27 protein-coding genes are annotated in these 26179 nt (G+C 60.3%); 10 read left to right on the top strand and 17 right to left on the bottom strand.

Annotated features, from left to right (window positions below; translation table 11 throughout):
* The 8 genes from HQN82_RS22725 to HQN82_RS22690 are packed head-to-tail and all read right to left on the bottom strand — an operon-like array spanning position 1 to position 8093.
* Entirely contained in the window at positions 1 to 408 is a 408-nt protein-coding gene (locus HQN82_RS22725) for a c-type cytochrome (RefSeq protein WP_064264239.1), read from the bottom strand.
* Positions 389 to 1276 carry a cytochrome c oxidase assembly protein gene (locus tag HQN82_RS22720; protein WP_022563905.1) on the bottom strand — a complete coding sequence of 296 codons (888 nt, stop codon included), beginning with the start codon at positions 1274 to 1276 and terminating at the stop codon, positions 389 to 391. Before HQN82_RS22720 ends, HQN82_RS22725 begins: the two co-directional genes overlap by 20 nt.
* Positions 1264 to 1575, bottom strand: coding sequence for a hypothetical protein (locus HQN82_RS22715; RefSeq protein ID WP_022563904.1), 312 nt, complete (start codon positions 1573 to 1575; stop codon positions 1264 to 1266). Before HQN82_RS22715 ends, HQN82_RS22720 begins: the two co-directional genes overlap by 13 nt.
* On the bottom strand, positions 1572 to 2174 hold the full coding sequence (locus tag HQN82_RS22710; protein ID WP_173615972.1) for a cytochrome c oxidase subunit 3: 603 nt from the start codon (positions 2172 to 2174) through the stop codon (positions 1572 to 1574). Before HQN82_RS22710 ends, HQN82_RS22715 begins: the two co-directional genes overlap by 4 nt.
* Entirely contained in the window at positions 2171 to 4081 is a 1911-nt protein-coding gene (gene ctaD / locus HQN82_RS22705; protein ID WP_022563902.1) for a cytochrome c oxidase subunit I, read from the bottom strand. Before ctaD ends, HQN82_RS22710 begins: the two co-directional genes overlap by 4 nt.
* Complete coding sequence (gene coxB / locus HQN82_RS22700) at positions 4081 to 5073, bottom strand: cytochrome c oxidase subunit II (protein ID WP_022563901.1); 993 nt, start codon at positions 5071 to 5073, stop codon at positions 4081 to 4083. Before coxB ends, ctaD begins: the two co-directional genes overlap by 1 nt.
* Positions 5070 to 5672 carry a c-type cytochrome gene (locus tag HQN82_RS22695; protein WP_427832747.1) on the bottom strand — a complete coding sequence of 201 codons (603 nt, stop codon included), beginning with the start codon at positions 5670 to 5672 and terminating at the stop codon, positions 5070 to 5072. The genes coxB and HQN82_RS22695 overlap by 4 nt, the downstream gene beginning before the upstream one ends.
* An 18-nt stretch (positions 5673 to 5690) precedes the next feature.
* A complete protein-coding gene (locus tag HQN82_RS22690; RefSeq protein ID WP_173615971.1) occupies positions 5691 to 8093 on the bottom strand; it encodes an FdhF/YdeP family oxidoreductase in 2403 nt (800 codons plus the stop codon).
* Positions 8094 to 8296: 203 nt separating this feature from the next.
* Here HQN82_RS22690 and HQN82_RS22685 point away from each other — a divergent pair, with 203 nt between their 5' ends.
* Together HQN82_RS22685 and HQN82_RS22680 are read left to right on the top strand one after the other, a co-directional pair.
* Positions 8297 to 9466, top strand: a complete 1170-nt coding sequence (locus tag HQN82_RS22685; RefSeq protein WP_173615970.1) for a zinc-dependent alcohol dehydrogenase — start codon at positions 8297 to 8299, stop codon at positions 9464 to 9466.
* Positions 9467 to 9475: 9 nt separating this feature from the next.
* Entirely contained in the window at positions 9476 to 10270 is a 795-nt protein-coding gene (locus tag HQN82_RS22680) for an SDR family NAD(P)-dependent oxidoreductase (protein ID WP_077987605.1), read from the top strand.
* Between the two features lie 54 nt (positions 10271 to 10324).
* Here HQN82_RS22680 and HQN82_RS22675 read toward each other — a convergent pair whose 3' ends face one another.
* Positions 10325 to 10570: a hypothetical protein gene (locus HQN82_RS22675; protein WP_173615969.1), complete on the bottom strand. Its 246-nt coding sequence runs from the start codon at positions 10568 to 10570 to the stop codon at positions 10325 to 10327.
* A gap of 187 nt (positions 10571 to 10757) precedes the next feature.
* Here HQN82_RS22675 and HQN82_RS22670 point away from each other — a divergent pair, with 187 nt between their 5' ends.
* Entirely contained in the window at positions 10758 to 10970 is a 213-nt protein-coding gene (locus tag HQN82_RS22670) for a hypothetical protein (protein WP_035209601.1), read from the top strand.
* A 51-nt stretch (positions 10971 to 11021) separates the two neighbouring features.
* Here HQN82_RS22670 and HQN82_RS22665 read toward each other — a convergent pair whose 3' ends face one another.
* The 6 genes from HQN82_RS22665 to HQN82_RS22640 all read right to left on the bottom strand — a co-directional run bounded on the left by HQN82_RS22665 (position 11022) and on the right by HQN82_RS22640 (position 16307).
* Positions 11022 to 11681 carry a DUF6766 family protein gene (locus tag HQN82_RS22665; RefSeq protein ID WP_173615968.1) on the bottom strand — a complete coding sequence of 220 codons (660 nt, stop codon included), beginning with the start codon at positions 11679 to 11681 and terminating at the stop codon, positions 11022 to 11024.
* Positions 11682 to 11819: 138 nt separating this feature from the next.
* The gene (gene katE / locus HQN82_RS22660) at positions 11820 to 13973 is read right to left on the bottom strand and encodes a catalase (RefSeq protein WP_173615967.1); all 2154 of its coding nucleotides are present in this window, start codon (positions 13971 to 13973) and stop codon (positions 11820 to 11822) included.
* Positions 13974 to 14045: 72 nt separating this feature from the next.
* Positions 14046 to 14648 carry a hypothetical protein gene (locus HQN82_RS22655; protein WP_173615966.1) on the bottom strand — a complete coding sequence of 201 codons (603 nt, stop codon included), beginning with the start codon at positions 14646 to 14648 and terminating at the stop codon, positions 14046 to 14048.
* A gap of 39 nt (positions 14649 to 14687) precedes the next feature.
* Positions 14688 to 15005, bottom strand: coding sequence for a hypothetical protein (locus tag HQN82_RS22650; RefSeq protein WP_022563890.1), 318 nt, complete (start codon positions 15003 to 15005; stop codon positions 14688 to 14690).
* Between the two features lie 193 nt (positions 15006 to 15198).
* Complete coding sequence (locus tag HQN82_RS22645; protein WP_022563889.1) at positions 15199 to 15816, bottom strand: flavodoxin family protein; 618 nt, start codon at positions 15814 to 15816, stop codon at positions 15199 to 15201.
* Positions 15817 to 15899: 83 nt separating this feature from the next.
* Positions 15900 to 16307: a low affinity iron permease family protein gene (locus HQN82_RS22640; protein WP_022563888.1), complete on the bottom strand. Its 408-nt coding sequence runs from the start codon at positions 16305 to 16307 to the stop codon at positions 15900 to 15902.
* A 244-nt stretch (positions 16308 to 16551) separates the two neighbouring features.
* Between HQN82_RS22640 and HQN82_RS22635 the strand changes: the two genes are divergently transcribed.
* The 7 genes from HQN82_RS22635 (at position 16552) to HQN82_RS22605 (ending at position 22536) form a co-directional block, all read left to right on the top strand.
* Complete coding sequence (locus HQN82_RS22635) at positions 16552 to 16755, top strand: CsbD family protein (RefSeq protein ID WP_004444538.1); 204 nt, start codon at positions 16552 to 16554, stop codon at positions 16753 to 16755.
* A 234-nt stretch (positions 16756 to 16989) separates the two neighbouring features.
* A complete protein-coding gene (locus tag HQN82_RS22630; RefSeq protein WP_034497849.1) occupies positions 16990 to 18141 on the top strand; it encodes an extracellular solute-binding protein in 1152 nt (383 codons plus the stop codon).
* A 32-nt stretch (positions 18142 to 18173) separates the two neighbouring features.
* Positions 18174 to 19022, top strand: a complete 849-nt coding sequence (locus HQN82_RS22625; RefSeq protein WP_004444540.1) for an ABC transporter permease — start codon at positions 18174 to 18176, stop codon at positions 19020 to 19022.
* Position 19023: 1 nt separating this feature from the next.
* Positions 19024 to 19848, top strand: a complete 825-nt coding sequence (locus HQN82_RS22620) for an ABC transporter permease (protein WP_004444541.1) — start codon at positions 19024 to 19026, stop codon at positions 19846 to 19848.
* Positions 19849 to 19857: 9 nt separating this feature from the next.
* Entirely contained in the window at positions 19858 to 20892 is a 1035-nt protein-coding gene (locus tag HQN82_RS22615) for an ABC transporter ATP-binding protein (protein WP_022563885.1), read from the top strand.
* 1 nt (position 20893) lies between these two features.
* Positions 20894 to 21730: a glycerophosphodiester phosphodiesterase gene (locus HQN82_RS22610; RefSeq protein ID WP_022563884.1), complete on the top strand. Its 837-nt coding sequence runs from the start codon at positions 20894 to 20896 to the stop codon at positions 21728 to 21730.
* The gene (locus tag HQN82_RS22605) at positions 21727 to 22536 is read left to right on the top strand and encodes an inositol monophosphatase family protein (protein WP_072493736.1); all 810 of its coding nucleotides are present in this window, start codon (positions 21727 to 21729) and stop codon (positions 22534 to 22536) included. The genes HQN82_RS22610 and HQN82_RS22605 overlap by 4 nt, the downstream gene beginning before the upstream one ends.
* Positions 22537 to 22575: 39 nt before the next feature.
* Here the strand turns inward: HQN82_RS22605 and HQN82_RS22600 are convergent, their stop codons facing one another.
* Positions 22576 to 24387 carry an ABC transporter ATP-binding protein gene (locus HQN82_RS22600; protein ID WP_173615965.1) on the bottom strand — a complete coding sequence of 604 codons (1812 nt, stop codon included), beginning with the start codon at positions 24385 to 24387 and terminating at the stop codon, positions 22576 to 22578.
* A gap of 4 nt (positions 24388 to 24391) precedes the next feature.
* Positions 24392 to 26176: a gamma-glutamyltransferase family protein gene (locus tag HQN82_RS22595; RefSeq protein WP_173615964.1), complete on the bottom strand. Its 1785-nt coding sequence runs from the start codon at positions 26174 to 26176 to the stop codon at positions 24392 to 24394.
* Positions 26177 to 26179 lie beyond the last annotated feature (3 nt).

The raw sequence follows: 26179 nt of genomic DNA, 5'->3' as shown, positions 1-26179 counted from the left end.
TCAGTGAGCATAAAGATAGGCCGCGACATGGCGTGCTTCGGCCTCGGTGATACCGGTTTCGGGCATAGCGCTCTGCCGCGAAAAATGCGTCGGCGAGACAATCCAGCGAATGAGGTTGTCCGGTGTGTTGTTGAGGCCGTCACCGATATAGACCCGCTGGCGAAGTGAACGTAGTTCGCCCCCCACCTTCCCGTCCGCACCGGCAACGCCGGGGATCGCGTGGCAGCCCGTGCAGCCGTAGCGCCGGAAAATCCCGGGCGCCAGGCGCGCATCACCGCCAGTCATTGCCGTGGCAACGGCGCCGCGCTGTGACACGTTCTTGACGATTGCGACCGCAATGCCCGTGGCAAGCGCCGCCGAAAGCACCGCAACGAGTATAAGGCCGGTTCTAGAGAAGGGACGCGCCATATCGGTCCTCCCTGCCCGACCGGGAAATCCACATCGCCAGCATCGCGAGCGCCGCCCCGGCATAGATGACACCACCGGGCACCCACATCAGGAGACCGGCAAGCTGCTGGTCCTCGAAGGGCGTCAGGCCCCATGCCGGCGCGTCTCGGGTCTGGGCCACGTAAATCACCTGTGGCGCAAGCGCGATCAGGGCGCCGAGAATGCTGGTATGCATCATCGTGACAAACAGGTGCCAGGCCGCAAGCCCCCGGTCCGCGCGCCAGAAAACTGCCCACCAGAACAGGATCGCTGTCAGAAAGAAAAAGAGATGTTGTATCCGGTGCAGCGGCACGTTGCTGACCGTCGCATCGAAGAGCGCAGGCGCATGCCAGCCCCAGATGGCAAGCCCGTGCAGAGATGTTGCCACACCCCCGCCGGCAAGAACATTCCATCCGGCACGAACGCGCCTGTCGGTCATCACCGCAGCCAGACGACGACGAACCATGCGCGGCATGCTCCAGAGAAGGATACCGACGGGGCGCGCCAGCACGATCAGCGGCGCGGCAACCGCCATTACCATCTCGTGCTCTATCATGTGGAATGTAAACAGGTGCTCGCCCATGGAATGGATCGGAGAGACAAGTGCAGCAACCAGAACAAGCCAGCCGCCGGAAAAGGCGAAGGCGGACCTCGCCATCCACCGGCGTGTGCCCGACCGTCTCCACAGCCGAAAAAAACCGGTACTGAAAAGGCCGGCTGCGACAAGCAGCGGTCCGATGATCCAGCCGTCGAAAGTCCATATCATCGCCGTCGGATGCGCCTCCCCCTCATGGGCCGAGAGCGGCCCGGCGCTGACCAGCAACAGAAAGATCAGTGTCAGCGCGTGCATGGGTTCAGCAGCAATGTCGCTGCCCCCTGAAGAAGGAGTGCGAAGGCAAAAACCAGCGCGACCAGGACGCCCAACGACGTCAGGAACACCGCCATTCGCGATGCCGTGGAACTCCGGCCCCTTTCCGAAAGAACGCCGCAGGTAACGGCTATCCCGGCAGAGAGGAAGGCGGCGGTGGCTGCAAAGCCCGTCCGGCTGCCGCAATCGACCGCCGGCAAGATCTGGCCGAGCTGCGTGTTGAACGCCCAGATCAGGGGAGCGCCGAACAGTCCGGCAATATCGAGGGTTTTCAGGGTCATAGCCGTGGTATCCAGTAAAGGCAGGCGTAAAGCGGAAACCAGGTCACGACGACAAAATTCCAGTAAAGCGCGTTGTCCTCCACATCGCCGTAACGGCGGGCGCTGTCGCCATGCCGGGTAAACATCAGGCAGGTCAGGACGATGGTATCGATGAGGTCGGTCAGAATATGGGTCGTGTGCAGTCCGAGGATCGTCCACACGATCGATCCATAGGCATTGTCGTCCCACTTCACCTGAAGGGCGGGGAATTCAAAGGCGCGCATCGCCAGCAGGACAAGCCCGATGGCAGACATAACGACTAAACCGAAACGGACGTGAACAAGCCGCCTCTGCCTGGCCCAGCGACTGACGAGGACATTCGGGACGACGCTGACGACAAGCAGCGCTGTCAGCACCGTGCCGGCTGAAAGATCCGGCGGCGGGGCGTCGATCGACCATCGTAGTGCCAGGCTCATCAGGTAGAAATAGACGGCGACCGCCAGCGCGAAACCGGTTCCTTCGATCAGCATGAAGGCGCAGGTTCCCCACCATGTGGGGCTGGCGGTGCCGTTGCCGGACATCGGCAGCTTGGAGACATCGAGCGCGACACGTTCTTTCATGCTTCCTCCTCCGCCATTCCTTTCGGCCAGAACCAGCCGATCAGCGCTACAGCAATCGGGATCGATCCCCAGACGACTGCCCAGGGGGAGAACATGGACCAGATGAGCATGATGGACGTTGCGATGGCCGCCCAGAACGGCCACACGGAGTCCGTCGGGGAAGCCTCGCGGGCTTCGGGCAGCGCCTCGACGACGCTGGTGACCAGAATTTCACGGCGATCCACCCGCATCCCCGCGACAACAGGCAGTTCTCCGGTGTTCTCCCACAGTGGATCGCGGCTACCCACCACGGGTATGGAGCGGAAATTGAAGGGCGGCGGCGGAGAGGCGGTTGCCCATTCCAGCGTGGCGGCGCCCCATGGATTGTCCCCGGCGGGACGGCCTTTGGCGAAGCTTCGGACGACATCGATGAAAAAGACGAGAAAACCTGTCGCCAGCACGACGGCGCTGAGGCTCACGAAGAGGTTGAGGCCCGCCCATGGCATCTCCGGCTGATAGGTATAGATGCGTCGCGGCATTCCCTGCAAACCGAGAATATGCATTGGAAAAAACGTCAGGTGGAAGCCGGCGAAGATCAGCCAGAAGCTGATGCGGCCGAGCGTTTCGCTCATCATCCGGCCCGTCATTTTTGGAAACCAGTAATACACGGCTCCGATCAGGGGAAAAACGGCGCCCCCGATCAGGACGTAGTGAAAATGCGCGACCACGAAATAGGTGTCGTGAACCTGCGTGTCGAAGGGCACGGACGCCACCATGACGCCCGTCAGACCGCCGATGACAAAGGTGACGATGAAGCCGATGATGAAAAGAAGCGGTGTCTTGAAAACCGGCCGCCCGGCCCACAATGTTGCCAGCCAGCAGAATATCTGCACGCCGGCCGGCACGGAAATCGCCATGCTGGAGGCAGTGAAGAAACTTTCTCCGAGTTTCGGCAGTCCAGCCACAAACATGTGATGCACCCAGAGGCCGAAAGACAGGACACCGGTTGCGACAAGCGCCATAACCATGGGCATGTAACCGAATATCGGCCGGCCGACAAAGGCGGGCAGGATGGTGGAGACCATGCCCACAGCCGGCAGGAAGATGATGTAGACCTCCGGATGTCCGAAAAACCAGAAGACATGCTGCCACAGGAGCACGTCCCCTCCTTCGGCCGGATTGTAGAAATGGGTGCCGACGAGACGATCCATGATCATCGTGGAACTGGCGAACATGATCGCGGGCATGGCGATGATGACGAGAAAGGCCATGACCACCATTGCCCAGACAAGAAGCGGAATTCGATCGAGCGACATGCCGGGGGCGCGCTGCTTGAAAACCGTCACCACGATTTCCACCGCAATGGAGAGCGCGGAAAGCTCCGTAAAGGTTATCATCTGCGCCCATATGTCGGCGCGTTTGCCGGCGCCATATTCCGGACCAGCGAGCGGCACATAGGCGAACCAGCCGACATCGGGCGCGCTGTCCAGCACGAACGAGACCCAGAGAAGCAGCCCGCCCACAAGGAATACCCAGTAGGAATAGGCGTTCAGCCGGGGAAAGGCGATGTTGCGCGTCCCGACCATCAATGGCACGAAATAAACCGCCATCGCCTCCATGACCGGCACGGCGAAGAGGAACATCATGTTCGCGCCATGCATGGTGAATATCTGATTATACCGGTCCGGGTCGATAAAACGCGCTTCGGGCGTTGCCAGCTGCAGGCGCATGACGAGAGCAAGCAGGCCGCCGAGTATCAGGAACACGAAGGCCGTGACAATATATCGCCGGGCCACCACCTTGTGGTCGACAGTACCAATCGCGCCCCAGAAACCGCGGCTCGACCCCCATGTTTTTTCGAGCGCGCTCTCCATGCCGGGAACCGGCAGATCGGTATCCATGAGGACGGAGGCCTGTTTTCCCGCCATCAGTCGAGCCCCTCCATATAGGCGGAAACCTGCCGCAACTCTTCCCCGGTGAGCGGCACCAGCGGCATGTTGTTGCCCGGTTTCAATGTCTGTGGATCGGCGATCCATGCCGCAAGCGAGCCGCGTGTGGTCTCCAGCAGGCCTGCGCCGATCGTACGGCGGCTGCCGACATGGGTAAGATCAGGCCCCGTGGTGCCGGCGGCCGGCGTTCCCCTGACGGTATGGCAGGCGGCGCATTGCTTGCGCAGGAACACGGCCTTCCCGGCCAGAGCATCGGCGTCCTGCGGCATGGCGGCCTCCGCCTTCTGCTTATTGGCCCACCGGCTATAGGACGCCTCGTCATCGGCCATGACCATGAAAGCCATGTGGCTGTGCTGAAGGCCGCAGAACTCCGCGCATTGGCCCCGGTAAACACCGGGCCTGTCAGCGCGAAACACAAGCTTATTCTCCCGTCCCGGAACGAGGTCCATCTTGCCGGCAAGGCTGGGCACCCAGAAGGAATGAATTACATCCGGGCTTTCGAGCAAGACCCGGACATTCCGCCCGACCGGGATGTGCATTTCGTTGGCGGTCTGAAAACCGCCATCCGGTGTGGCATCTTCGTATATGAACTGCCACCACCATTGCTGGGCGCGAACACGTATCGTCAAGTCTGCCTCGCCGGTGAAGCTGATGGCCCGGGTTGCAAGAAAGCTCGCAAGCGTCAGGCCGGCGACAATGAAAACCGTCATCATGACCGCGCCCGTGACGAAAAGCTGCAATCGCTTGTCACTTGCCGTCTCGTCCTGCGCCGCCATCCGCCGACTTCTGACGAGAGACAGGATCAGGATCGCGATCACTGCCAGCCACACGACGAGGCTCACCGCCACGATGAAGAGGATCAGGTGCTTCAACATCGCCGCTGACGGCCCTGCAGCGTTCAACGCCGACTGAACGTCGCCGCACCCCGAAAGCAGGGTAAGGACAGCAAGGAGAGCAGCGACCGTCTTCAAGGCACCGGCTCCTCCGGTCTTTTCCACGCCGACCCTTCGTTGAAGAAAATGACAGCAGGCGCCCGGTTCTCAGCCGGACGTGTCTGACGGTCGTCATTACGGGCCGGGGCCGCCACCGATGGCGAATAGGCCCCGATGGTTCTCACATATCCCGCGAGCTGCCAGATCTCTTCAGTCGTCATCTTGGTGCGGAAAGGAGGCATCCCGTGCGGCCGGCCATCCCTGATCGACGCCGCGACAGAGACCATGGATGGGCCATAAATCCATTGACCGTCGAGAAACGATGGACCTTTTCCGCCTTCACCTTCACCGTGGCAAGCCGGGCATCCGAACCATGAATAGAGGCGTTTCCCTTGGGAAAGATCATAAGCACCGTTTTCGAACGGCCTGCCGAGAGCAAAATAAACTTCCGGCGGCGCGCCGGCCACGGGAACGGGCATGAAGCGCAATCGCTCAAGCGCTGCCGTTACCGGAGGGTCGCTGCGGAATGTTCGCGGTTCACGCCAGTAACCCATGATCGCCGCTGCCCCGATCAAAGAACCGCTGAGAGTGGACCATAGAAGTGTCGCTGAACGATTGGCCTTTTCCGTCCTCCGCATCCCGCACCTCGAGTATCCTCAGTTGGAAGGAACTGTGGTTGACGGCGTCAATCGGACGGGCAGCAGCTTGTATGATGGCGTCTTTGCTTTCGGACTATGATGGCTCAGCGGAAACAACGGGTTGGTTTCCGGAAAATAACCAGCACAACAGCCATGGGGAATATCATAAGCAACGATCCTGAACCCGCGGACCGCCCTTGGCGTCTGCGGCTCGATTGTCGTGACGATATCGACGATATCGCCGTCGGCAAACCCGAGCAGGGCGATATCATCGACATTCATGAACAGAACCTGCCGCGTTCCTTCCACGCCGCGAAAACGGTCGCTGTAGCCGTAGACGGTCGTGTTGAACTGGTCGTTGGATCGCAACGTCGACAGGTGCAGGACGTCCGGACCCGACGCCTCAGGCGGAAATTCGGGGAACAGGCGGTCGGGGGTCAGGAAATTCGCCTTGCCGCTTGAGGTTACCCATTTTCGCTCCCTTGCGGGCAATGGGCGCGGGATGCCGCCGGGTTTGAAAAGCCGTTCGTTGAAGTTCCTGAAGGTTTCCGGATAGGTTTGCTCTATGGCGTCGCGAATGCGCGAATAATCGTGAACCCATTGCTGCCAAGGCACGTTGCCGCGCGTCAAGGTCGCCACGGCCATGCCGGCAATGATCGCCGGTTCCGAGAGCAACTCCCGGCTGGCCGGCTTTGCCCTGCCACGCGAACCATGGAAATGCGCAACGGAACTTTCCATGGAGACGGCCTGGGGGCCTGTCGTCTGTTCATCGATTTCGATACGTCCGAGACAGGGAAGCAAAAAGGCGATCTCGCCATGGATGACGTGGCTGCGATTGAGTTTTGTTGCGATCTGGACCGTCAGCCGCAGCTTGCGCCACGCGGCTTCCATCGCCTCGGTTTCCGGCGCTGCGCGCAAAAAATTGCCGCCGAGGCTGATGAAAGCCTTTGTTTCCCCGGCGAGAATGGATTTGCAGCTGTCGACCGTTGAGTGGCCTTCCCACGTGGGCGGCTGGAACTGGTATAGGTCGGCAAGCTTGTCCAGCGGCACGAGGCCGGGTTTTTCCGTAATGCCGACGGTACGCTGGCCCTGCACATTCGAATGGCCCCTGACGGCACAGATATTTGCACCGGGCTTGCCGATATTGCCGCGCAGCAGCGCGAGGTTGGCAACCATGTGAACGTTCTCCACGCCCATCACATGCTGGGTGAGGCCCATGCCATAGACCATCATCACCGCGTCGGAATCCGCATATATGGCGGCGGCTTCCATCATCTCCTCGCGGGTCAGGCCTGAAACGCGCTCCAGCTCCTCCCATTCATGGCGGCGGGCTGCGGCGGCGAAATCGTCAAAACCTGCCGTGTGCTCGGCAAGAAAATCATGATCGAGCACATGCTTCTTGTCAGCCGCGGCAATGGCGGCGGCAAATGCGACCGCCGCCGCATTGGCCGGATCGCGCGGCTGCCCATCCGAGCCGGAAACCTTGCTTGCGCCACTCGCATGCAGCACGTCGTCTGCCTCGATAAGCGCCTTGCAGATACCGAAAAGGGCAGCGATATCGCCGCCATTCTTCACCTGGTAATATTTCGTCGAGATCGGCGTCGCGGGGGTCCCCAGCATCTGGCCGGGCGACTGCGGGTTGACGAAGCGCTCCAGCCCCGGCTCCCGCAGCATGTTGAATGTCAGTATCTTCACGTCGCGGTCGACCGCATCCTGCAGATCGTGCAGCAGTCGCGGCGAGGATGTTCCGACATTCTGCGCCATATAGAAAATGCAGTCGCAATTCTGGAAATCCGAAAGGATCGCCGTTCCCACGGAAGCACCGATGCTTTCGGGCAGGCCGACGGACGAGCTTTCATGGCACATGTTGGACGAGTCCGGCAGATTGTTACTGCCATAGATGCGGGCAAAGAGCTGGTACATGTAGGATGCTTCCAGCGAGGCGCGGCCTGAGGTGTAAAACTCTGCCTGCTGCGGCGCGATGGCGCGCAGCTCCCGGCCTATCTCCTCGAATGCGGCCTGCCAGCTGACCGGGAGATATCTATCCGTGGCCGCGTCCCAACGCATCGGCTGGGTCAGCCTGCCCTGTTCTTCCAGATCGTGGTCGCGCCAGCCTTCCAGTTCGGCAAGGGTGTGTCTGGCGAAAAACGCGCTGTCGGCGCGTCGGTTCGTTATTTCCCACGCGGTGGCTTTCGCACCATTTTCGCAAAATTCCAGGGGATGGGTCTTGGCCGGTTTCGCCCAGGCGCAGCTGACGCACATGTATCCCTGCGGCTTGTTCTGGTGTTTCAGCAATGTCGGACCGGACAGGGGAACATGTTCCCTCAACAGCACCTCTCCCACCGACTTGGCCGATCCCCAGCCGCCGGCCGGACCGGGCTTAAACCCGATATCGGGAGCTGCCTTGCGTCGTGATGTCATGATCGATGAACTCCCGAATTGCTGAGCAACCGAACCTCTGAAAGCGCGGCGGGTTTCCGTTCTCTAAAAAATTCTGCCCTGCCTTGTCGCCGGGAGCGAGAAGGTCCCGGTGCCGCGGGGAACTTTCGCGCGGACACCCGGTTAGGCACCCGCTCGACAAAGGGCGGCTTCTGACAACCCAGCAGACAATGAAGGTGAGCGACATGAAGGCACTGACCTGGCACGGCAAACACGACATTCGCTGCGAAAGCGTTCCCGATCCGAAAATCGAGCATGGGCGCGATGCGATCATCAAGGTCACGGCCTGCGCGATCTGCGGCTCAGACCTCCACCTCTATAATGGCATCATGCCGGACATGCACAGCGGCGACATCATGGGCCACGAAACCATGGGCGAGGTGGCTGAGGTCGGTAAGGACAATACCGCGCTCAAGGTCGGAGACCGCGTCGTCGTCCCCTTTACCATCGCCTGCGGCGAGTGCTTCTTCTGCAAGCGTGGCTATTATTCCGGCTGCGAACGCAGCAATCCCGATCCGCACAAGGTGCGGAAGATGTGGGGCAATTCGCCTGCCGGCCTGTTCGGTTACACCCATCTTCTCGGTGGCTTCAGCGGCGGCCAGGCGGAATATATGCGGGTGCCTTACGCGGATGTCGGGCCAATAAAGGTTCCGGACGGCCTGACCGACGAGCAGGTCCTGTTCCTGTCCGACATCTTCCCGACCGGCTATATGGCCGCGGACTTCTGCAACATCCAGCCGGGCGATACGATTGCCATCTGGGGCTGCGGTCCGGTGGGTCAGATGGCGATCCGTTCCGCCTTTCTCCTCGGTGCGGAACGGGTCATCGCCATCGACGCCGTGCAGGAGAGGCTTGATCTCGCGGCGTCAGCCGGCGCGATGACACTCAATTATCTCGACGAGGACATTTACGACCGCATCATGGAGCTGACCCATGGTCGCGGCGCAGATGCCTGTATCGACGCGGTAGGAACGGAGCCCGATCCCGCGGCAGGATGGGATTCGAGGATCGACCGCATCAAGGTCGCCACCTTCATGGGGACCGACCGGCCGCATGTCCTTCGTCAGGCAATCTATTGCTGCCGCAATTTCGGTACGGTCTCGCTGGTCGGCGTCTATGGCGGTCTTCTTGACAAGATTCCCATGGGCTCCGCCATCAATCGCGGCCTGACGTTCAAGATGGCGCAGACGCCCGTTCAAGCCTACCTACCCAGCCTCATGGGCCGCATCGAAAGAGGCGAAATCGACCCGTCCTTCGTCATTACCCATCGCGCCACCCTCGATGAAGGACCCGACCTCTACAACACCTTCAGCCACCGCGACGATGGCTGCATCAAAGTCGTCCTGAAGCCATAGGAGATGATCATGAGCAGGGAAGAATCCACCAAGGGCCTTGCGGTCGTCACCGGCGCTTCGTCCGGCATCGGTTATGAACTCGCCCGATGCGCCGCGCAGGATGGTTACGACCTCATCATCGTGGCCGATGAAAATGACATCGATGCCGCGGCCACCCGGCTGCGCGCGGCCGGCACGCAGGTGGAAGCGGTGCGGGCCGATCTTTCGACACAGGCGGGCGTGGAGGAGCTTCTCGCCCGCATCACCGCCTCGTCGCGGCCAGTCGATCTTCTGTTCGCCAACGCAGGACAGGGCCTGGGCGATGGCTTTCTCGATCAGAGAATGGAGGACATCCAGCGGGTCATCGCCACCAATATCAGCGGCACGATTGCGCTGGTTCATGCCCTTGCAGGCGGGATGCGCCAGCGTGGCAATGGACGTATCCTGTTTACGGGTTCCATCGCCGGTTTCATGCCGGGCACGTTTCAGGCGGTCTATAACGCCACCAAAGCGTTTATCAATTCCTTTTCCTTCGCGCTGCGCGAAGAGCTCGATGGCACGGGTGTGACGGTAACCTGCCTAATGCCGGGCGCGACGGACACGGAGTTCTTCGAGCGTGCGGACATGCTTGACACCCCTGTTGGCAGACAGAAGAAGGACGATCCCGGTTTCGTGGCCAAGACCGGCTATGAGGCGATGATGAATGGTGAGGGCGATGTCGTGTCCGGCTGGAAAAACAAGCTGATGTCGGCGATGGCCAATGTAACGCCGGCGGAAACGCTCGCCAGACAACATCGCAAGATGGCAGAGCCGGATGGGAAATAGCCTCGCAGCACCTTCGGCGCCATGAAGCCACATCCGGCCCGGCCGGACTTCACCTCAATCATCCGCGCCGCGCTTGTGGTGCGGGCATTCCTGATTTTCACCGCGCAGCATCTGGCGATCATCCTTATCCGTTAATTCCGCATTGCCACCGCGAAGTTTCTCCGCCCCTCGGCGGGCATCCCGTTCTTCCTTCGACCGCTTCAGCTCCGCCTCGGCGTTAAAATCATCATCGGCATTAGCGGTGTTCTCGCGTTTTTCGATGATGCGGAGCTGTTGTTCATGCGTTTTTGGACCGGCCATCGTTGCGCCTCCTGTCATCTGTTCGTGCGTCCGCGCCGTCGTTCAAGACAAAGCCCCTTTCCCTGCGATCACGAACCACGGAGGGCGACAGAAGTTCCGGAACGAAAAGGCATGGGGGAAGTTCGGGAGCGACGGGTGGCGGCCTCGACTGCCGCAGCAGCCCATCCGACGCCAAGAGGAGGCGATTATGGCACATGCAGACAGGAAACACTTCGGAAAAGGCACGCAGGGGAAAGGTACCGGCGCAGGCGCAATGACCGAGCTGGACAAGGGAAGCATTGAGGAAAACCAGATCCTTTCCAACCGCGACAAGAAGCAGCATTCGAAAGAGCGGGGCCAGGACGGTGCCGCCATCAAGACCGATCAGGAACAGGACCACGCCGCCAACAGGCGTCCCTAGGATAAACGCTGACGGGGGCGGCCAGACTTTGGGATCCACCCCCTCTGCCTTTCACCCGCCGGTCTCGCTATGGGGTGCTGCCACAGGCTTGGATTCGGGCGACCGCCTGAACCGCAGGAAGATGGACAGGACGATCAGGACAGCGGTGGAGAGGAATTCCGACTGCCAATTCTGGAAGGACTCGAACCAGAACTTAACGCTTCCCAGATGCGCCATCAATGTCGTCGCAGGTTCGCCATGCAGGCGTGCCTCCACTGCCGCGGCATCGGCGCTGTATCTCAGATGCAGCAGGAAGCTCGCTACAAAAAGAACAAACAGCGCCACGCCGAGCGAATAGGAATAGACGACGCGAATGATGCCGCCGGCCCTTACCGGCCATGGTGCATCAGGGTCGTTTTTCTTGCGTGAAGGGTCCTCGTCTTGCGCTGTCGGCTCATCGGGATCCTTGGATTCTGCGGACCCGCGCTGGAACAGGAATGCCGTCAACACCACATAGGCCGACATCTGCAAAAATTCGCTTTCCCAGTTTTCGAACAGCGCCGAAAGGAAATGCCCGCTCGTGGCGTAGGATAAAAGCGTGAGTGGTTTATCGTGATGTTGCACGAGTTCATCATTGTGAACGACCCAGCCTGTGGCGAACATGCCGCCGATCGTCAGCAGTGATGCAAGGACAAGGACGATGGTCAATCCGTTGTCGCGGACAAGCTTCATAATCAGACCTCGCTTTGGACAAGACCTCCGGGTGAGAAGTGCCGCCAAATGTGGCGGCACTTTCGTCTGCCGGTGCTGCGGCGCACTGGCCGCGGGCGCGGCGCTCCCTTAAACGATGAGGGCACGCCGCCGGTTGCGTTATCCGTTAGCGACAGGGACTGATGCCTTCCCAAGCTTGACCGATGGTTCGCGCGCCCAAACGCGCAACTTGCCGAGTTCGGAAACAAAGGCTGCCAACCCGTCTTCTCCCGGCAGAGGCAAGACGCCCTCATCCATGGCATCGGCAATTCCGGCCTTTTCCAGCAATGGCAGGGCCGACTGGTCATAACCGATGAACTTGCAGTGCTGGAACGCATCCGCGACAAAATCACGGGCCGTTGCTTCCTTGACGAGATCGTCGATGGCCTCTGCCGATGTCAACAAGGCCACCGCATCAAAGAGAACCGAAGGACCGCCATCGATCATGTAATGCGCTTTGATGAGAGTGCCGTCCGAAGCCACGGCGCCCCCGACTTTAGGCGCGATCAACTCGAAGACGGCCTTCTCGGCCGTAACAGCCTCGGTCAGCCCCTGCAGCAATTTTGCGTCGACGCCATCCGTAATGAGAATGCCGAGCTTTCGTCCTTCGAAACGTTGCGGCCCTCGATTGACGATGCTGAGGGCGGGTGAGGGCTCCAGGTCCTGTCGGGTCGGCACTGCCGCCTCCGCCGGTTTAGGCATCGTCTGGAAACCAAGCTTCTGGGCAACGGTCGACGCAAGCGTTTCATCGATGTTGAGGAGGTGTGACACCATCCGTTCACGTATGGCGACCGTCTCCACCCTGCTCAGCTCGAAAGTGAGGGCGGAGGCGATATGGCGCTGTTCGGGAGGAGTCTGACTGAGATAGAATTGCCTGGCCTGACTATAGTGATCTGCGAAGCTCTCCGGCCGCAATCTCGCCTTTGCGCCCTGCTCTTCGCCTGCAAAATGTGTGAAGCCGCGCACTGGCGATTCCCGCGGGCCTTCGCCAAACGAGTTTGGCTGATAATTGGCGCGACCCGTCGGATTGCGCATCGCCATGTGGCCATCCTGCTGGAAATGCGCGAAGGGACACTTGGGCGCATTGATAGGAAGGTGCGTGAAGTTCGGCCCGCCGAGACGCTTCAATTGTGTATCGAGATAGGAGAAATTTCTTCCCTGCAGCAGCGGGTCGTTACTGAAATCGATCCCCGGCGGCACGTTCTGCGTCATGAACGCCACCTGTTCGGTTTCGGCAAAGAAGTTGTCTGGCATGCGGTCTAGAACCAGCCTGCCGACCGGCTGCGGCGGCAATATCTCCTCGGGAATGATTTTGGTGGGATCGAGGACATCGAAATCGAAGCTGTCGGCGAAATCCTGGTCGAAAAGCTGTACCTGCAACTCCCATTCCGGAAAATTGCCGGACTGGATGGCCGCCCAGAGATCGCGACGGTGGAAATCGGGATCGGCACCATTGATCTTCACCGCCTCGTTCCACGCCACGGACTGGAGACCCAGCTTCGGCTTCCAGTGAAACTTCACGAAAGTCGACTGGTTTTTCGCGTTGATGAAACGGAAGGTGTGCACGCCGAACCCTTCCATGAACCGGAACGACCGCGGAATGGTGCGGTCGGACATGATCCACATGACCATGTTCATGCTTTCGGGCGTGAGGCTGATGAAATCCCAGAACGTATCATGAGCCGTTTGCGCCTGCGGAAAGTCGCGGTCTGGCTCCTGTTTTGCGGCATGGATGAGGTCGGGAAATTTGATGGCGTCTTGGATGAAGAATACCGGGATATTGTTGCCGACGAGATCCCAGTTGCCTTCCTGCGTATAAAGCTTGACGGCGAAGCCGCGCACGTCGCGCGCAAGATCGAAAGAGCCCTTATTGCCGGCCACGGTCGAAAAACGCACGAAAGCCGGGGTTTTTTCGCCCGCACGCTGGAAAAGATCCGCTTTCGTGTAGGCGGCCAGGGAATCGTAGGTCTCGAAATAGCCATGGGCCCCATAACCGCGGGCGTGAACGACACGTTCTGGAATTCGCTCATGATCGAAATGAAAGAGCTTTTCCCTGAAATGGAAATCGTCCATGACAAGCGGGCCACGAGGACCGACACGAAGCGTATTCTGGTCATCCGCGACGGGCCCGCCCTGCGCTGTCGTCAAGACGGGTGTGTCACCTTCGGCGGTCTGGTGCAACTCGCCGCCCTCGCCGCGGGAAAGTTTCTGGTCGTGGATCGTAACAACGTCGCGTTTTCCCGCCGATGCGGTGGTTTCCGGTTTTTTGGCCATGGTAACTCCTGAAAGCTCTTCGCAAGGGCGTGGCAGGACGCCACGCCCGGTGGGCGGTGAGGAATGCTCCTGTCAAAGCGCCGAGCGGCGATATCGGTTCCGCTCCTGCTCAACATCTTCAGCGGCGTAGGGCCTCGACGTTTCGTCAAAACGCGTCCAGCCCTCCTGACCATAGGCCGAACGCCGTTCGAAGGGGTCGACCCAATTCGAGCGTCGGAGGATAGCCTCCGCCTCAGGCACAAAATCGTCTTCAACCCGCGCAGTGACTAGAGTTCCGCCTCTGCGCACGCCCTCCGCATAGACATTGGCGTCCTCTTCCGAAACGCCTGAGCGGGTCATGGCTCCGATCAATCCGCCAGTGGCTCCTCCGGCAACAGCACCGCCTGCCGCACCGACGGCGGTGGCGGCCAGCCAGCCAGCGGCGACGACGGGTCCGACACCGGGTATAGCCATCATGCCGAGGCCCGTCAGCAGGCCGCCGGCGCCGCCGACAATGGCCCCGATGCCGGCACCGGTGCCGGCACCTTCAGCGGCTTTGCTGTCCTCGCCGTGGCGTCTGTCGGCGTTACTGGCCACAATGCTGATGTCGCTTGAGGGGATGCCCGCGCGCTCGAGTTCGCTGGCGGCGTTACTTGCATCATCATAATCATCAAAAAGTGCAGTTACGGTTCTCATCATGTTTCTCCCAAAAATCCGTGCGCTTAAGTCCTGCCCTCACCTGGCGACAACATTGCCCTGGTAATCGAGTGCTATGGCCACGGTTTTTCCGTCTTTCATTCCCGATGCCATCCACACGCCCTTGTCATTCTTGGTGAGGCCTGTGATCCCGGTGTAACCGGACTCCTCCATCCGCTTCTTCGCCTGCGCCTCCGTGAAGCTGTTGGCGCCTTCCACCGGAGCCGTCGGGCTTTTCGTGTCCGGCGTCACAACCGCCGGCGTATCACCACCGGGATTGGCTGTCGGAGCCTGCTGGGCAAAGGCCGAAACAGCCCCTGCTCCAACAAAAAACGCCATGAAAAAAGTCTTCTTCATTTGGGTCTTCCTCCCTTTTCACCATCGGCCATACTTCCCGTCGGAGGCGGTGCCTTTCCGACCCGGGAAAGGCACCTTCCGAACGAGGCGCGAGGCGGAGAGTTCCAAAAAATAATGAGGGGTGCCGCTTGAACCGTCGCCTTTGCGCGGCGACCGAGGCGGTGCCTGTTCACCAGCCGGAACAGGACCCGCGCTACTGATCGCTGCCGGGATACGGGGAATTCCTGAGAAGAGCCGCCAGGTGCGCGGTATTGCGCACCAGCATGCTGACCATGGTTTTGACGGCATCGGGCGTCTTGTCCAGATCGACGAAATTCGTCGACCCCATGGCTTCCCCGACCCAATAGGCAACCGCATTGGCCGGGATGGTGAAGCCGACGTCATTCAGTGCCTGAAAGAGCTCCGCCGAGACATGGTGGGCGCCGTCTTCATTTCCGACAACTGCGACAGCCGCAACCCGGCCATAAGAAACCATCCGACCCTCATCATCGGTTTCCTCCAGGAATGCATCCATGCGCTCCAACGCTCTCTTGCAAACGCTCGAAGGTTGGCCAAGCCAGATCGGTGTTCCCATGAGCAGGATATCGGCCTTCAGTATCTTTTCCCGAATGGCCGGCCAGGCATCGCCTTCGCCCTCGTCTGAACTGACGCCCGGCTTGATATCGTGATCGGCCAGCCTGATCGTCTCGGCCTTGATATCCTGGCTGGCGAATTCCCTTAATATGAGGTCCAGCAGCTTCTCGGTGGAGGATGGTTCGGACGTGGCCGACGGTTTGAGCGTCGCGTTCAGAGCAAGAACGGTGAGTGGCATGGTAACTCCTTCTGCCATACGGTCTTTCCAGGGTTTGGAAAGTGTTGTGAACAATGATCGGCCATCGATCAGGGGGCCGGTGACTAACGCCGGGAAAGCAGACGATCCATGGCGTGATGGGGCGGAGGCTTGTGGCTTTCCCGCCCGTTTTCTTTTTCGAGACGGGTCCGGATCTCCTCGATCTCGTCCTCTGTCAGATGCTCGATGCCGATGAAGTCGGCGCGCGCCTGCTCTACAGCACGCAGCAACTCGTCCAGTTTAGCCTCCATCGCGGCGGAATCCCTGTTCTGGGAATTCTGTACGAGAAAAATCATCAGGAAGGTGACGATTGTCGTGCCGGTGTTGATGACGAGTTGCCAGACCTCGGAAAAATCAAACAGGGGTCCGCTGATGCCCCAGATGAGGACGGTGGCGAGTGCCACGACAAAGGCGCTGGGCGAACCTGAGAAAGATGCGATACGGCTCGCAAAGCGAGTGAAGAACTTGTTCATGACACGCTGAACCCTGCGGCTCGACACGAAAGCAAAGCCCGGTAAGGACCGTGGCTTTCCAGTGAAGTTGACAATCGAGGGCAGCGATTGTTCCGTGATGTATAAACACACACAGAAAGGAATTCCGTGCCGCGCTTTATCTTCGCCCAATGTTTCAAGCCCGGGTGCGATGTTCACGTTTTGCCGGAACCCGATCTGCCTTCGCACATTTACAGGTGCAGACCAAAAACAGTGGGAGGATCCAATGGATTGGAATCGTGTTGAAGGCAACTGGAAGCAGATGAAGGGCAAGGTCAAGGAGCAGTGGGGCAAACTCACCGACGACGATCTTGACGTCATCAACGGCAAGCGCGAACAGCTGGAAGGCAAGATTCAGGAGCGTTACGGTTACGAGAAGGACCGCACCCGAAAAGACATTGACGACTGGTATGGTCGCCAGACCTGGTAACGGAAACCCCGCTTCGGCGGGGTTTTTCTTTATGCTCCGTCGCGAATAAGCGCGATATGAGCGCGCGGCTCCGAGGCGGCGCGGGCGGACTGTCACGAAAGCGTTATGGAAAGACATTAGAACCGCCGCCGGCTGGTCCAAAAATGCACGGCTGTGCAACGACCGGCCTGCGCCTACCAGCCCCTCGGGCAGCGCTCGACAGTTCCACTCGCGCCGACAATATCGGAGACATAGATGAAACGCCGCACCTTTATGATGTCCGCCGCAGGCGCCGCAGCCGGTCTCGCCCTTGCACCGCGCATGAGCTTCGCCGCTGCGGGCACGATCGACTGGTACACCAGTTCGGATACAAACATCCTCGATTTCTGGTCCAACACGATCAAGCCCGCCTTTGAAGCCGCCAATCCTGGCCTGAAGCTCAATCTGGTCGACGCCGGCGACGGCGCCGGCATTATCGCCATCGGCGAGCGCGCCGTTGCCGCGAAGCAGACCGGTACCGATCCGCAGGCCGATTATTTCGAAACGGCCGATCCACTGCTGCCTGCCGGTGCCATCGAAGCCGGTATCTATGTGAACATGGCGAAGGCCGGGCTTTCCAACTATTCGCGTGTCAACCCGCTCGCTATCCAGAGCGAGTACAGCCTGCCCTATCGCGGCAGCCAGGTCCTGCTCGCCTATGACACGAGCAAGCTGAAGCCGGCGGATGCGCCGAAGACATGGGATCAGCTCGTCAGCTGGATCAAGGCCAATCCGGGTCAATTCGTTTACAACCGCCCCGACAAGGGCGGTTCGGGCGGCAATTTCGTTCGTCGCGCCATCCATCAGGCGAACGGCCTTGATCCCAAGGCATTCACTGTCGACAATTACACGCCGGAAGCAGGCGACAAGGCCCTCGGCAAGGCATGGGAACTGCTCAAGGACATCGCACCGTCGCTTTACGACAAGGGCGCCTACTCGTCCGGCAACACCCAGTCGTTGCAGCTTCTTTCCCAAGGCGTCGTCACCATGACCCCGGTCTGGTCCGACCAGGTGCTTCAGGCCATCGACCAGGGCGTTCTGCCGAAGGAAACCGGTCTGGTGCAGCTTCAGGATCTCGCGCTGTGCGGCAATTTTTCGCGTGCCGTCGTACTGGCGAACGGCGCCAATCGCGATGCGGCCCTGAAGCTCGCGAATTTCGTGCTGTCGGAAGAAATCCAGGGGGCAATCCTCACCGAACTTGGCGGCTTTCCCGGCGTTTCCTGGGACTTTGTGCCGGCAGAACTGCGCAAGCGTTTCGCCGACATCATCCCCCAGACTATTCCAACCTTCCCGGCCGGTAAATGGGAAACCGCCATCAATGATGGCTGGTATCGCAACGTCGCTCCCAACGTTGACCGCAAGTCGTGACCGAAGTCGCAGAAGGAGCGGCTCGCCCGCTCATGGACAATACGTCAGGCAGGAGGCCAAGCGGCCTCCTGCTCGTTGCCATACCCGTATTCCTGATGATCTGGCTCGTTATATGGCCAGCGATCAACGCCATCGGCCGCACTGTCTGGCGCATCGACGCCAATGGTGAAACGCGTTTCGACCTTTCCAGCTACGCTTTTTTCTTCTCGGACCGCTACAGTCTCGACAATCTTGCCGTGACATTGTGGACGACGATGGTCTGCGCGATCCTCCTGCTGGTCATCTGCCTGCCGATCGCGCTTTACCTGCGCTTTTCGCAGGGCCGCCTCTCGGCCTACGTGCAGGCGCTGGCCATATTCCCGATGTTCGTGCCCTCCATCATCCTCGCCTTCGCCTTCATCCGCGTTCTCGGTCCGAACGGCATGGTTGACATATTGCTCAACGCCGTCGACCTGCCGAAAATCCGCACGCCCTATCTCACGCCCTGGGGACCCGTCATCGGTCTTGTCTGGGACAATATTCCGCTGACCGTGCTTATCCTGCTCGCGGGGCTTGGAAGCGTTGCCAACCAGTCGGTAGAGGCGGCGCGGGATGTCGGCGCAAACGCGCTGCAGGTTTTCTGTCACATCATCCTGCCACGCATTACCAATTCCATTCTCGTGGCGCTTTCCTTTTCGGTGCTCGGCATTTTTTCCTCCTTCACCCTTCCATATCTTCTCGGACCGGCATCTCCCGAAATGCTTGGACCTTTCATGCAGCGCACGCTGCGCGAAGTGCAGGATCCCATCGGCGCCATGACACAGGCCGTCATCGCTTTCGGTTTCTGCATTGCTTTCGGCCTGTTTTATGTGCGTTCGGTCGCGCGCAACCAGGGGAAATGACATGACGACGATGACGCGGGCTCGGGCCCGCATGGACTGGCCCGGCATTTTTTTTGCTACGCTTCTCACCATCGCCATCGTCGGGCCGCTGCTTGTTGTGGGCACATGGGCATTCACCGAGGTCTGGCGTTTCCCCAATGTCATCCCACAACAGTTCGGTTTCCGGTTCTGGGGCCAGACACTTGGCCGCGCTGACGTGTGGAACGCTTTGATGCTGAGCCTGCGGCTGACGACGGTTGTGACGCTGCTTTCGGCGGTGATCTGCCTTCCTGCCGCATACGCCTTCGCGCGTATGAGCTTTCCCGGCCGCAACCTCCTGTTCTTCTCCTTCCTCGCCGGCCACGCCTTCCCGAAATTCGGGCTTCTGGTGGCAATTGCCGCCATTTTCCTGCAGCTCAACCTCATCGGTACCTTCTGGGGCGTCGTTCTCATCCAGCTGGTCGGCACGCTGATGTTCATGATCTGGATTCCCGTGGCGGCATTCCAGGCCGTCGATCGGCGCATGGAAGAAGCCGCCCGGGATGTCGGCGCCAGCCCGCTCAGGGTCTTCTGGTCAATTACCCTGCCACAGGCGGGACCGACTATTGCCGCCGCCGTTATGCTGAGCTTCGTTGGTACTTTTTATGAGACCGAAGGTGCATGGCTGATCGGGGCGCCCGGCATTCGTACGATGCCGGTTTTGATGATCAGCTACATCAACAACCAGATGGTCATCCAGTATGGTGCAGTTCTGTCCGTCCTGCTCTGGGTGCCGTCCTTCATTGCCCTCATGTTTGCCCGCCGCGTCATCGGAGGCGGCGCATTTGCCCGCGGTTTCGGCGGTTAGGAAATCTACATGTCCGTACTCCACATTCGCCAGGTCACGAAAAGCTTTTCGGGTGGCACCAATGCAGTCGACAGTTTCTCGCTCGATGTCGCTGATGGCGAACTCGTCTGCCTTCTCGGCCCCTCCGGTTCGGGAAAATCGACGTTGCTGCGCATGGTTGGCGGGTTCGAGCAACCGACAGGCGGGCAAATCACCATAGATGGCGAAGACGTCACCCGCCTGCCTCCGGAGCGGCGGCCGACCGGCATGGTATTCCAGAGCCACGCGCTCTGGAGCCACATGAATGTGTTCAAAAACCTTGCTTTCGGCCTCAAACTGCGCCGCATGCCGGCTGCCGTGATCAGGGAGAAAGTGGAGGCCGTGCTCGAACTCGTCGGTCTCTCCGGTTATGGCGAGCGAGCCACGAGCCAGCTTTCGGGCGGCCAGCAGCAGCGTGTGGCGCTTGCCCGCTCGCTGGTTCTGGAGCCGAAAATCCTGCTTCTCGACGAGCCTTTCGCCAGTCTCGACCAGCATCTGCGCGAAAGGCTGCGGGAAGAGGTTCGGGATATCCAGCAGCGTCTCGGCATCACCACGCTGTTTGTCACCCACGGTCAGGACGAGGCGCTTTCCATGGCAGACCGCATCGTCGTGATGGCGAATGGCAAGACCGAACAGATAGACCGGCCGAATGTGATCTACCGGGAGCCGAAGACCCCGTTCGTCGCCGGCTTCATCGGCACCATGAACCTGATTGAGGGCATGGTTTCAGGTGGGAACTTCATGCGCGCTGGCTTCACCTTTCCGCTTCCCGTCTCTGATGGCCCGACCATTCTCGCCGTTCGCCCGGAAGCCATCGATCTGGCGACCTCCGAAACACCGGAGGGGAGTGTGCACCGGGTGACGGATTATGGCACCCATGGCCTTGTCGACCTTGATCTGACCGATGGTACCAGGATCAAATCCATGGTCTCCCATCCGGATATGTTCCGGGCGGGACAGGGGGTACGGATTTCGCCCCGTTCCATCACGGCCTATCGCGACAACCGCCCGATCTACCGGAGCTGACATGACCCATCCGATACTCATCGACCGCAACGGCCACAAAACCTGGCTCAAATGGCACCGCGGCCGCCGCCGTGCTTCCGATCCGGTCTTTACGGGGGAGCGCATCATCGAAGCGATGCGGCTCGGTGCAAGCATCGAAGTCGATCTCGTCATTCATGCCGATCACGGTTGCGCCGTTTTGCATGACCGGACGCTGGAGCGGGAAACCACTGGCACCGGCCGGGTACGCGATACATCCGCCGCAACCCTGCGACAGCTTCACCTGCGCGATAATGACGGCCAGCCAATCGCTTCGAAAGTGATGTTGCTCGAAGACCTTTGCGCCCTGCTTGCGGACGACACCGTTCATCCCGACGCCCTGCTACAGCTCGATTTCAAGGAAAACCGGCAGGCGCTTGCCCCACAGATGGTCGCCGGCTTCGGGATAAGCGTTTCACCTATCGCAAAGTCGGTGATCCTGTCAGGCGGCGATTTCGACGCTATTACCGCGCTGGCTGGCTCGGCCCCCGGCCTTCGCACTGGCTATGACCCCTGCCATCGCGGCACCCTTGCAGAGTTGCAGGCAAGCGGAAACTATCTGGACTTCATCGAAGACGCCCTTGCCACAGCACCCGATGCGGACATGATCTACCTCGCGTACGAGATCGTGCTTGCAGCTGCGGATGCTGGTGTCGATATCATCGCCCCGATTCATGCCGCGGGCCGCCGTGTGGATGCTTGGACGATCAACAGCGTCACGCCGCAATCCACTGATGCAGTCGAGCGGCTCTTGAGGCTGAAGGTGGACCAGATCACCACCGATGACCCGGAAGGGCTCGCAGAGGTTTTCAGCAAATGACAGTCAATTACAGCGCCATCCTCGAGCACATGGTCGCCACCGCCCGCGAAGCCGGCGCATTGACGCTCGACCATTTCCGGCGCTTTCGCGACATCGAGATCGGCGTCAAGGGTCCGGGAGACTTCGTTTCCGACGCCGATAGGGATTCCGAGACGCTGATCCGAAAGCGTCTGCTCGGCCAATATCCCTGGGGACTGACCGGCGAGGAATTTGCGCCTGTGGAAGGAGCCGATCAGGATCATCGCTGGCTGGTCGATCCAATCGACGGCACCACCAATTTCCTCTTCGGCCAACATTACACGATCACCATCGCGCTTAGGCGCGGCAACGAGACCATATGCGGACTGGTCTACAATCCCGTCTCCGGCGAGATGTTTACGACGATCAAGGGGGAAGGCGCCTATCTCAACGGCGAGCGCCTGCAGGTCAATGCCAGCACCGATGTTGCCTTGATGTGCGTCGGCACCGGCCTGCCGACGCCCAATCTCCAGCTTTATCCAGGCGCCTATCAGCGCCTCGACGCAATCCGCGCCCCCATCGGCGCGGTCCGTGTGGTCGGTAGCGCCGCCAATTCATGCGCTTACGTGGCCTGCGGCCGGCTGACCGGTTATTATGAGGAAACCGGTTTCGTCGACACCGCAGCCGGCATCCTGCTGGTGCAGGAGGCGGGCGGAATCGTGACCGACTGGTGGGGTCGCGGTCCGGAATTCTACGAAAAGACGGGCACGCTGATCGTCGCCAATCCCGCGACCCATGCTTACCTGATGGAGCACCTGCGAGGCGTCCCGTTCAAGAACCCGGCATAAAGGCTTCTTCTTCGAAGCACTGATACCGCAGCAACCGCCTCAGGCCGACTGCACCAGATGGCCGGGCGATACCGTCCTGTAGGTTCGCGCGGGTGTTTCATATCCCATTGCCCGTATCGGGCTCTTCAGCTCATCATTGGATATGCCGCGCCTTATTCCCCGTCTTGACGGATCGGGCACTGGCACTGCCGCCATCAGCTTTTTTGTGTAGGGATGCTGCGGATTGTCGAAAATAGCCGCCCGCGGGCCGATTTCGACAATCTCGCCCAAATACATCACCGCGACACGATGGCTGACACGCTCCACCACCGCCATGTCATGGCTGATGAAAAGAAAGGCGAGGTTGAGGCTCTGTTGCAGGTCTAGCAGCAGGTTGCACACCTGCGCCTTGATCGAGACATCGAGCGCCGACACACTTTCGTCGGCGACGATAACCTTCGGATCGAGGGCAAGCGCACGGGCAATGGCGATACGCTGGCGCTGGCCGCCCGAAAATTCATGGGGGTAGCGATTGGCCATGTCGGCTGAAAGCCCGACCTTTTCGAGAAGATCGGCGGTCTTTTCCTTCGCCTGTTTCGTGGTGCCCAATTTATGCTTGATGAAGGGTTCGGAAATTGCCGTACCCACCGTCATGCGCGGATTGAGCGAGGAGAACGGGTCCTGAAAGATCATCTGCACGGATTTGCGCATGTTGCGGAGCCCGACCGTATCGAGACGCATCACATCATAACCATCGAGTGACACATCGCCGGACGACGGCTCAACAAGCCGCATGATCGAGCGGCCGGTGGTGGATTTGCCGCAGCCGGATTCGCCCACAAGCGACAGCGTTTCACCCTGAAAGAGATCGAAGGAGACGTTTTCAACGGCGTGAACCGCACCCGTCTGGCGCGCCAGCAGGCCGGACCGGATGGGAAAACGTGTCACAAGATTCTTCACCGACAGGACCGGCGTCTGACCGCTCGCAACGGTCTCGGCCACCTCCTCCGGCTCAGTCGAAAGACCGGTCTTCATGTCGAGCACGGGAAAACGCGTCGGCCAGTGCCGGTCACGCATCGAGCCGAGCTTCGGCACCGCCGAAAGCAGCGCCCGTGTATAGGGATGCTTGCCGCGTTTGAATATCTCCTCGGTCGGCCCGGTCTCGACCTCGTCGCCGCGATACATCACGATTGTCCGGTCGGCGATTTCGGCCACGACGCCCATGTCATGCGTGATGAAGAGCACCGACATGCCCTCCTCTTCCTGCAGCAGTTTGATGAGGTCGAGGATCTGGCCCTGAATGGTCACGTCGAGCGCCGTCGTCGGCTCGTCGGCGATCAGCAGCTTCGGTTTGGAGGCGAGCGCCATGGCGATCATCACGCGCTGGCGCATGCCGCCTGAAAACTGGTGCGGATACTCGTCGAAACGGCCCGCCGCGTTGGGAATTCGGACCTTTTCCAGAAGCCGCACCGTCTCGGCCCGCGCCTCGTGTTTCGAAAGCCCCTTATGGCGAATGAGAACTTCCGAAATCTGGCGGCCGATGGTGAAGATCGGATTGAGCGACGTCATCGGCTCCTGAAAGATCATCGAGATATCGTTGCCGCGTACACCGCGCATTTCCTTTTCGGAAAGCGAAAGCAGATCGCGGCCGTTAAGCAGCACCTCGCCTTCTATCCGGCTGGAGGCCGGCGCAAGCAGACGCATCAGCGACAGCGACGTCACGGATTTGCCGGAACCGGATTCCCCGACAATGGCGACGGTTTCACCGGGCGCGACATGAAAGGAGACATCACGCACGACACTCTTCCAAGCGCCATCGACGAGGAAGGAGGTGGTGAGGTTGCGGACGGAGAGGACTGGATTTGTTTCCATGGTCTCACCGCCCCACCGCATAGGCCTGCATCAACCGCGGTGTTGCGGCGGCGCGCAGCAGGCCGTCCGCATCGCGGCGCGCGGCGGTGAGCCGCCCGACCGACCAGGCATCGGCAACGGTAACCCGGTGGCCACGACGGCGAAGCTCGGCAAGCGTCGCCTCACCCACCGTGCCCTCCACCATGATTTCACCCGGTGAACTGGTGCGCGGATAAAACGAACCCGGAAAATGCGAGGTATGGAACAAGGGCATATCGATCGACGCCTGCAGGTTCTTGCCGTGGTGGGCATAACGCAGGAAGAAGGGCAGCTGCCACTGGTCCTGCTGGTCGCCGCCCGGCGTACCGAAGACCATGGAAGGCCGGCCCTGATGCAGCGCAAGCGAGGGCGTCAATGTGGTGCGCGGGCGTTTACCCGGCGCAAGCGAGGTCGGCAGGCCTTCCTTCAGCCAGAACATCTGGGCGCGGGAATTGAGCGCGAAACCGAGGCCCGGCACGATGGGAGACGACTGCAGCCAGCCGCCCGACGGGGTGGTGGACACCATGTTGCCCCAGCGGTCGATGACATCGATATGCACGGTGTCACCGCGCTTTTCGGTCAGATGCGACATGGTCGGCTCGTAGACGGTGCCCTTGCCGCTCATTTCCGCCAGCATCGCCATTGTCGCGTCCACCTGCTTTTCGTAACCCGGCACGATGCCTGGGCGCAGCTTCAGCGAGGCCTCGCTGCCAATCAGCGCGCGACGTCCGGCATTATAGCCTTCCGACAGGAGATATTCCGTCGGAATCTGCCCGAATTCCGGATCGCCGTAATAGACCTCGCGGTCAGCAAAGGCGAGCTTCATGGCTTCGACGATGGTGTGGATGAAATCGGGACCGGACGGGTCCATGGCCGCAATGTCGAAGCCCTTCAGCAGCGCAAGCGATTGCAGCAGGACCGGACCCTGCCCCCAGGCTGGCGTCTTGGCAATCGTCCAGTCGTGGTAATCGAGCGTCTGCGGCGCTTCAACGGTAGCGCTCCACCCGGCCATATCCTCCGCCGTCAGCACACCCTTGTGCCTTGTGCCGCTGGCATCCATCACCTCTGAAGTGCTGACGTAACTGTCGATGGCTTCCGCAACGAAACCCCGGTAGAAGGCATCGCGCGCCGCCTCGATCTGGTTTTCGCGGCCAGAACGCGCTTCAGCTTCAGTGATGATCCGCTGATAGGTCGCCGCCAGAACAGGATTACGAAAATTGGCGTGGGGCTCCGGTGCGGCCCCGCCCGGCAGCCATGTTTCGTAGGATGTCGGCCATTCCTTTTTGAAGAAATCGGCGAGCCCCTTGATGGTGGCAGAGACACGCGGCAGCGTTGGATGCCCATGTTCGGCATAATAGATGGCCGGTTCCAGCACGTCGCGCACGCTCATCGTGCCATAGTCGCGCAGCATCAGCATCCAGCCATCGAAGGCGCCGGGGATGACGGTGGCAAGCAGCCCGTCGCCCGGGACGAGTTTCAGACCTTCCGAGGTATAATGTTCAATCGTCGCACCGCTCGGAGCCGGGCCCTGGGCACAGATGACCTCCACCTTGTCCTTCTGCTTCGAATAAAACACAGCGGGCATATCACCGCCCGGACCGCACAGATGCGGCTCGACGATCTGCAGCACGAAGCCGGTGGCGACGGCGGCGTCGAAAGCATTGCCGCCCTTCTCAAGGATCGCCATGCCAACTGCCGAGGCGATCCAGTGGGTTGAGGTGACAACGCCGAAGGTGCCGAGGATTTCAGGGCGTGTGGTGAAATCAGTCATTCC

Source organism: Agrobacterium pusense, from assembly GCF_013285525.1.
Lineage (GTDB): Bacteria > Pseudomonadota > Alphaproteobacteria > Rhizobiales > Rhizobiaceae > Agrobacterium > Agrobacterium pusense.
The sequence above is the reverse complement of the archived record's forward strand: the minus strand, read 5'-3'. Positions and strand labels throughout refer to the sequence as shown.

Bases quoted from the DNA above. Each gene is read 5' to 3' on its own strand.
- HQN82_RS22725 (WP_064264239.1), bottom strand. From the start codon at position 408: ATGGCGCGTCCCTTCTCTAGAACCGGCCTTATACTCGTTGCGGTGCTT.
- HQN82_RS22720 (WP_022563905.1), bottom strand. From the start codon at position 1,276: ATGCACGCGCTGACACTGATCTTTCTGTTGCTGGTCAGCGCCGGGCCG.
- HQN82_RS22715 (WP_022563904.1), bottom strand. From the start codon at position 1,575: ATGACCCTGAAAACCCTCGATATTGCCGGACTGTTCGGCGCTCCCCTG.
- HQN82_RS22710 (WP_173615972.1), bottom strand. From the start codon at position 2,174: ATGAAAGAACGTGTCGCGCTCGATGTCTCCAAGCTGCCGATGTCCGGC.
- ctaD (WP_022563902.1), bottom strand. From the start codon at position 4,081: ATGGCGGGAAAACAGGCCTCCGTCCTCATGGATACCGATCTGCCGGTT.
- HQN82_RS22695 (WP_427832747.1), bottom strand. From the start codon at position 5,672: ATGCGGAGGACGGAAAAGGCCAATCGTTCAGCGACACTTCTATGGTCC.
- HQN82_RS22690 (WP_173615971.1), bottom strand. From the start codon at position 8,093: ATGACATCACGACGCAAGGCAGCTCCCGATATCGGGTTTAAGCCCGGT.
- HQN82_RS22685 (WP_173615970.1), top strand. From the start codon at position 8,297: ATGAAGGCACTGACCTGGCACGGCAAACACGACATTCGCTGCGAAAGC.
- HQN82_RS22680 (WP_077987605.1), top strand. From the start codon at position 9,476: ATGAGCAGGGAAGAATCCACCAAGGGCCTTGCGGTCGTCACCGGCGCT.
- HQN82_RS22675 (WP_173615969.1), bottom strand. From the start codon at position 10,570: ATGGCCGGTCCAAAAACGCATGAACAACAGCTCCGCATCATCGAAAAA.
- HQN82_RS22670 (WP_035209601.1), top strand. From the start codon at position 10,758: ATGGCACATGCAGACAGGAAACACTTCGGAAAAGGCACGCAGGGGAAA.
- HQN82_RS22665 (WP_173615968.1), bottom strand. From the start codon at position 11,681: ATGAAGCTTGTCCGCGACAACGGATTGACCATCGTCCTTGTCCTTGCA.
- katE (WP_173615967.1), bottom strand. From the start codon at position 13,973: ATGGCCAAAAAACCGGAAACCACCGCATCGGCGGGAAAACGCGACGTT.
- HQN82_RS22655 (WP_173615966.1), bottom strand. From the start codon at position 14,648: ATGAGAACCGTAACTGCACTTTTTGATGATTATGATGATGCAAGTAAC.
- HQN82_RS22650 (WP_022563890.1), bottom strand. From the start codon at position 15,005: ATGAAGAAGACTTTTTTCATGGCGTTTTTTGTTGGAGCAGGGGCTGTT.
- HQN82_RS22645 (WP_022563889.1), bottom strand. From the start codon at position 15,816: ATGCCACTCACCGTTCTTGCTCTGAACGCGACGCTCAAACCGTCGGCC.
- HQN82_RS22640 (WP_022563888.1), bottom strand. From the start codon at position 16,307: ATGAACAAGTTCTTCACTCGCTTTGCGAGCCGTATCGCATCTTTCTCA.
- HQN82_RS22635 (WP_004444538.1), top strand. From the start codon at position 16,552: ATGGATTGGAATCGTGTTGAAGGCAACTGGAAGCAGATGAAGGGCAAG.
- HQN82_RS22630 (WP_034497849.1), top strand. From the start codon at position 16,990: ATGAAACGCCGCACCTTTATGATGTCCGCCGCAGGCGCCGCAGCCGGT.
- HQN82_RS22625 (WP_004444540.1), top strand. From the start codon at position 18,174: ATGGACAATACGTCAGGCAGGAGGCCAAGCGGCCTCCTGCTCGTTGCC.
- HQN82_RS22620 (WP_004444541.1), top strand. From the start codon at position 19,024: ATGACGACGATGACGCGGGCTCGGGCCCGCATGGACTGGCCCGGCATT.
- HQN82_RS22615 (WP_022563885.1), top strand. From the start codon at position 19,858: ATGTCCGTACTCCACATTCGCCAGGTCACGAAAAGCTTTTCGGGTGGC.
- HQN82_RS22610 (WP_022563884.1), top strand. From the start codon at position 20,894: ATGACCCATCCGATACTCATCGACCGCAACGGCCACAAAACCTGGCTC.
- HQN82_RS22605 (WP_072493736.1), top strand. From the start codon at position 21,727: ATGACAGTCAATTACAGCGCCATCCTCGAGCACATGGTCGCCACCGCC.
- HQN82_RS22600 (WP_173615965.1), bottom strand. From the start codon at position 24,387: ATGGAAACAAATCCAGTCCTCTCCGTCCGCAACCTCACCACCTCCTTC.
- HQN82_RS22595 (WP_173615964.1), bottom strand. From the start codon at position 26,176: ATGACTGATTTCACCACACGCCCTGAAATCCTCGGCACCTTCGGCGTT.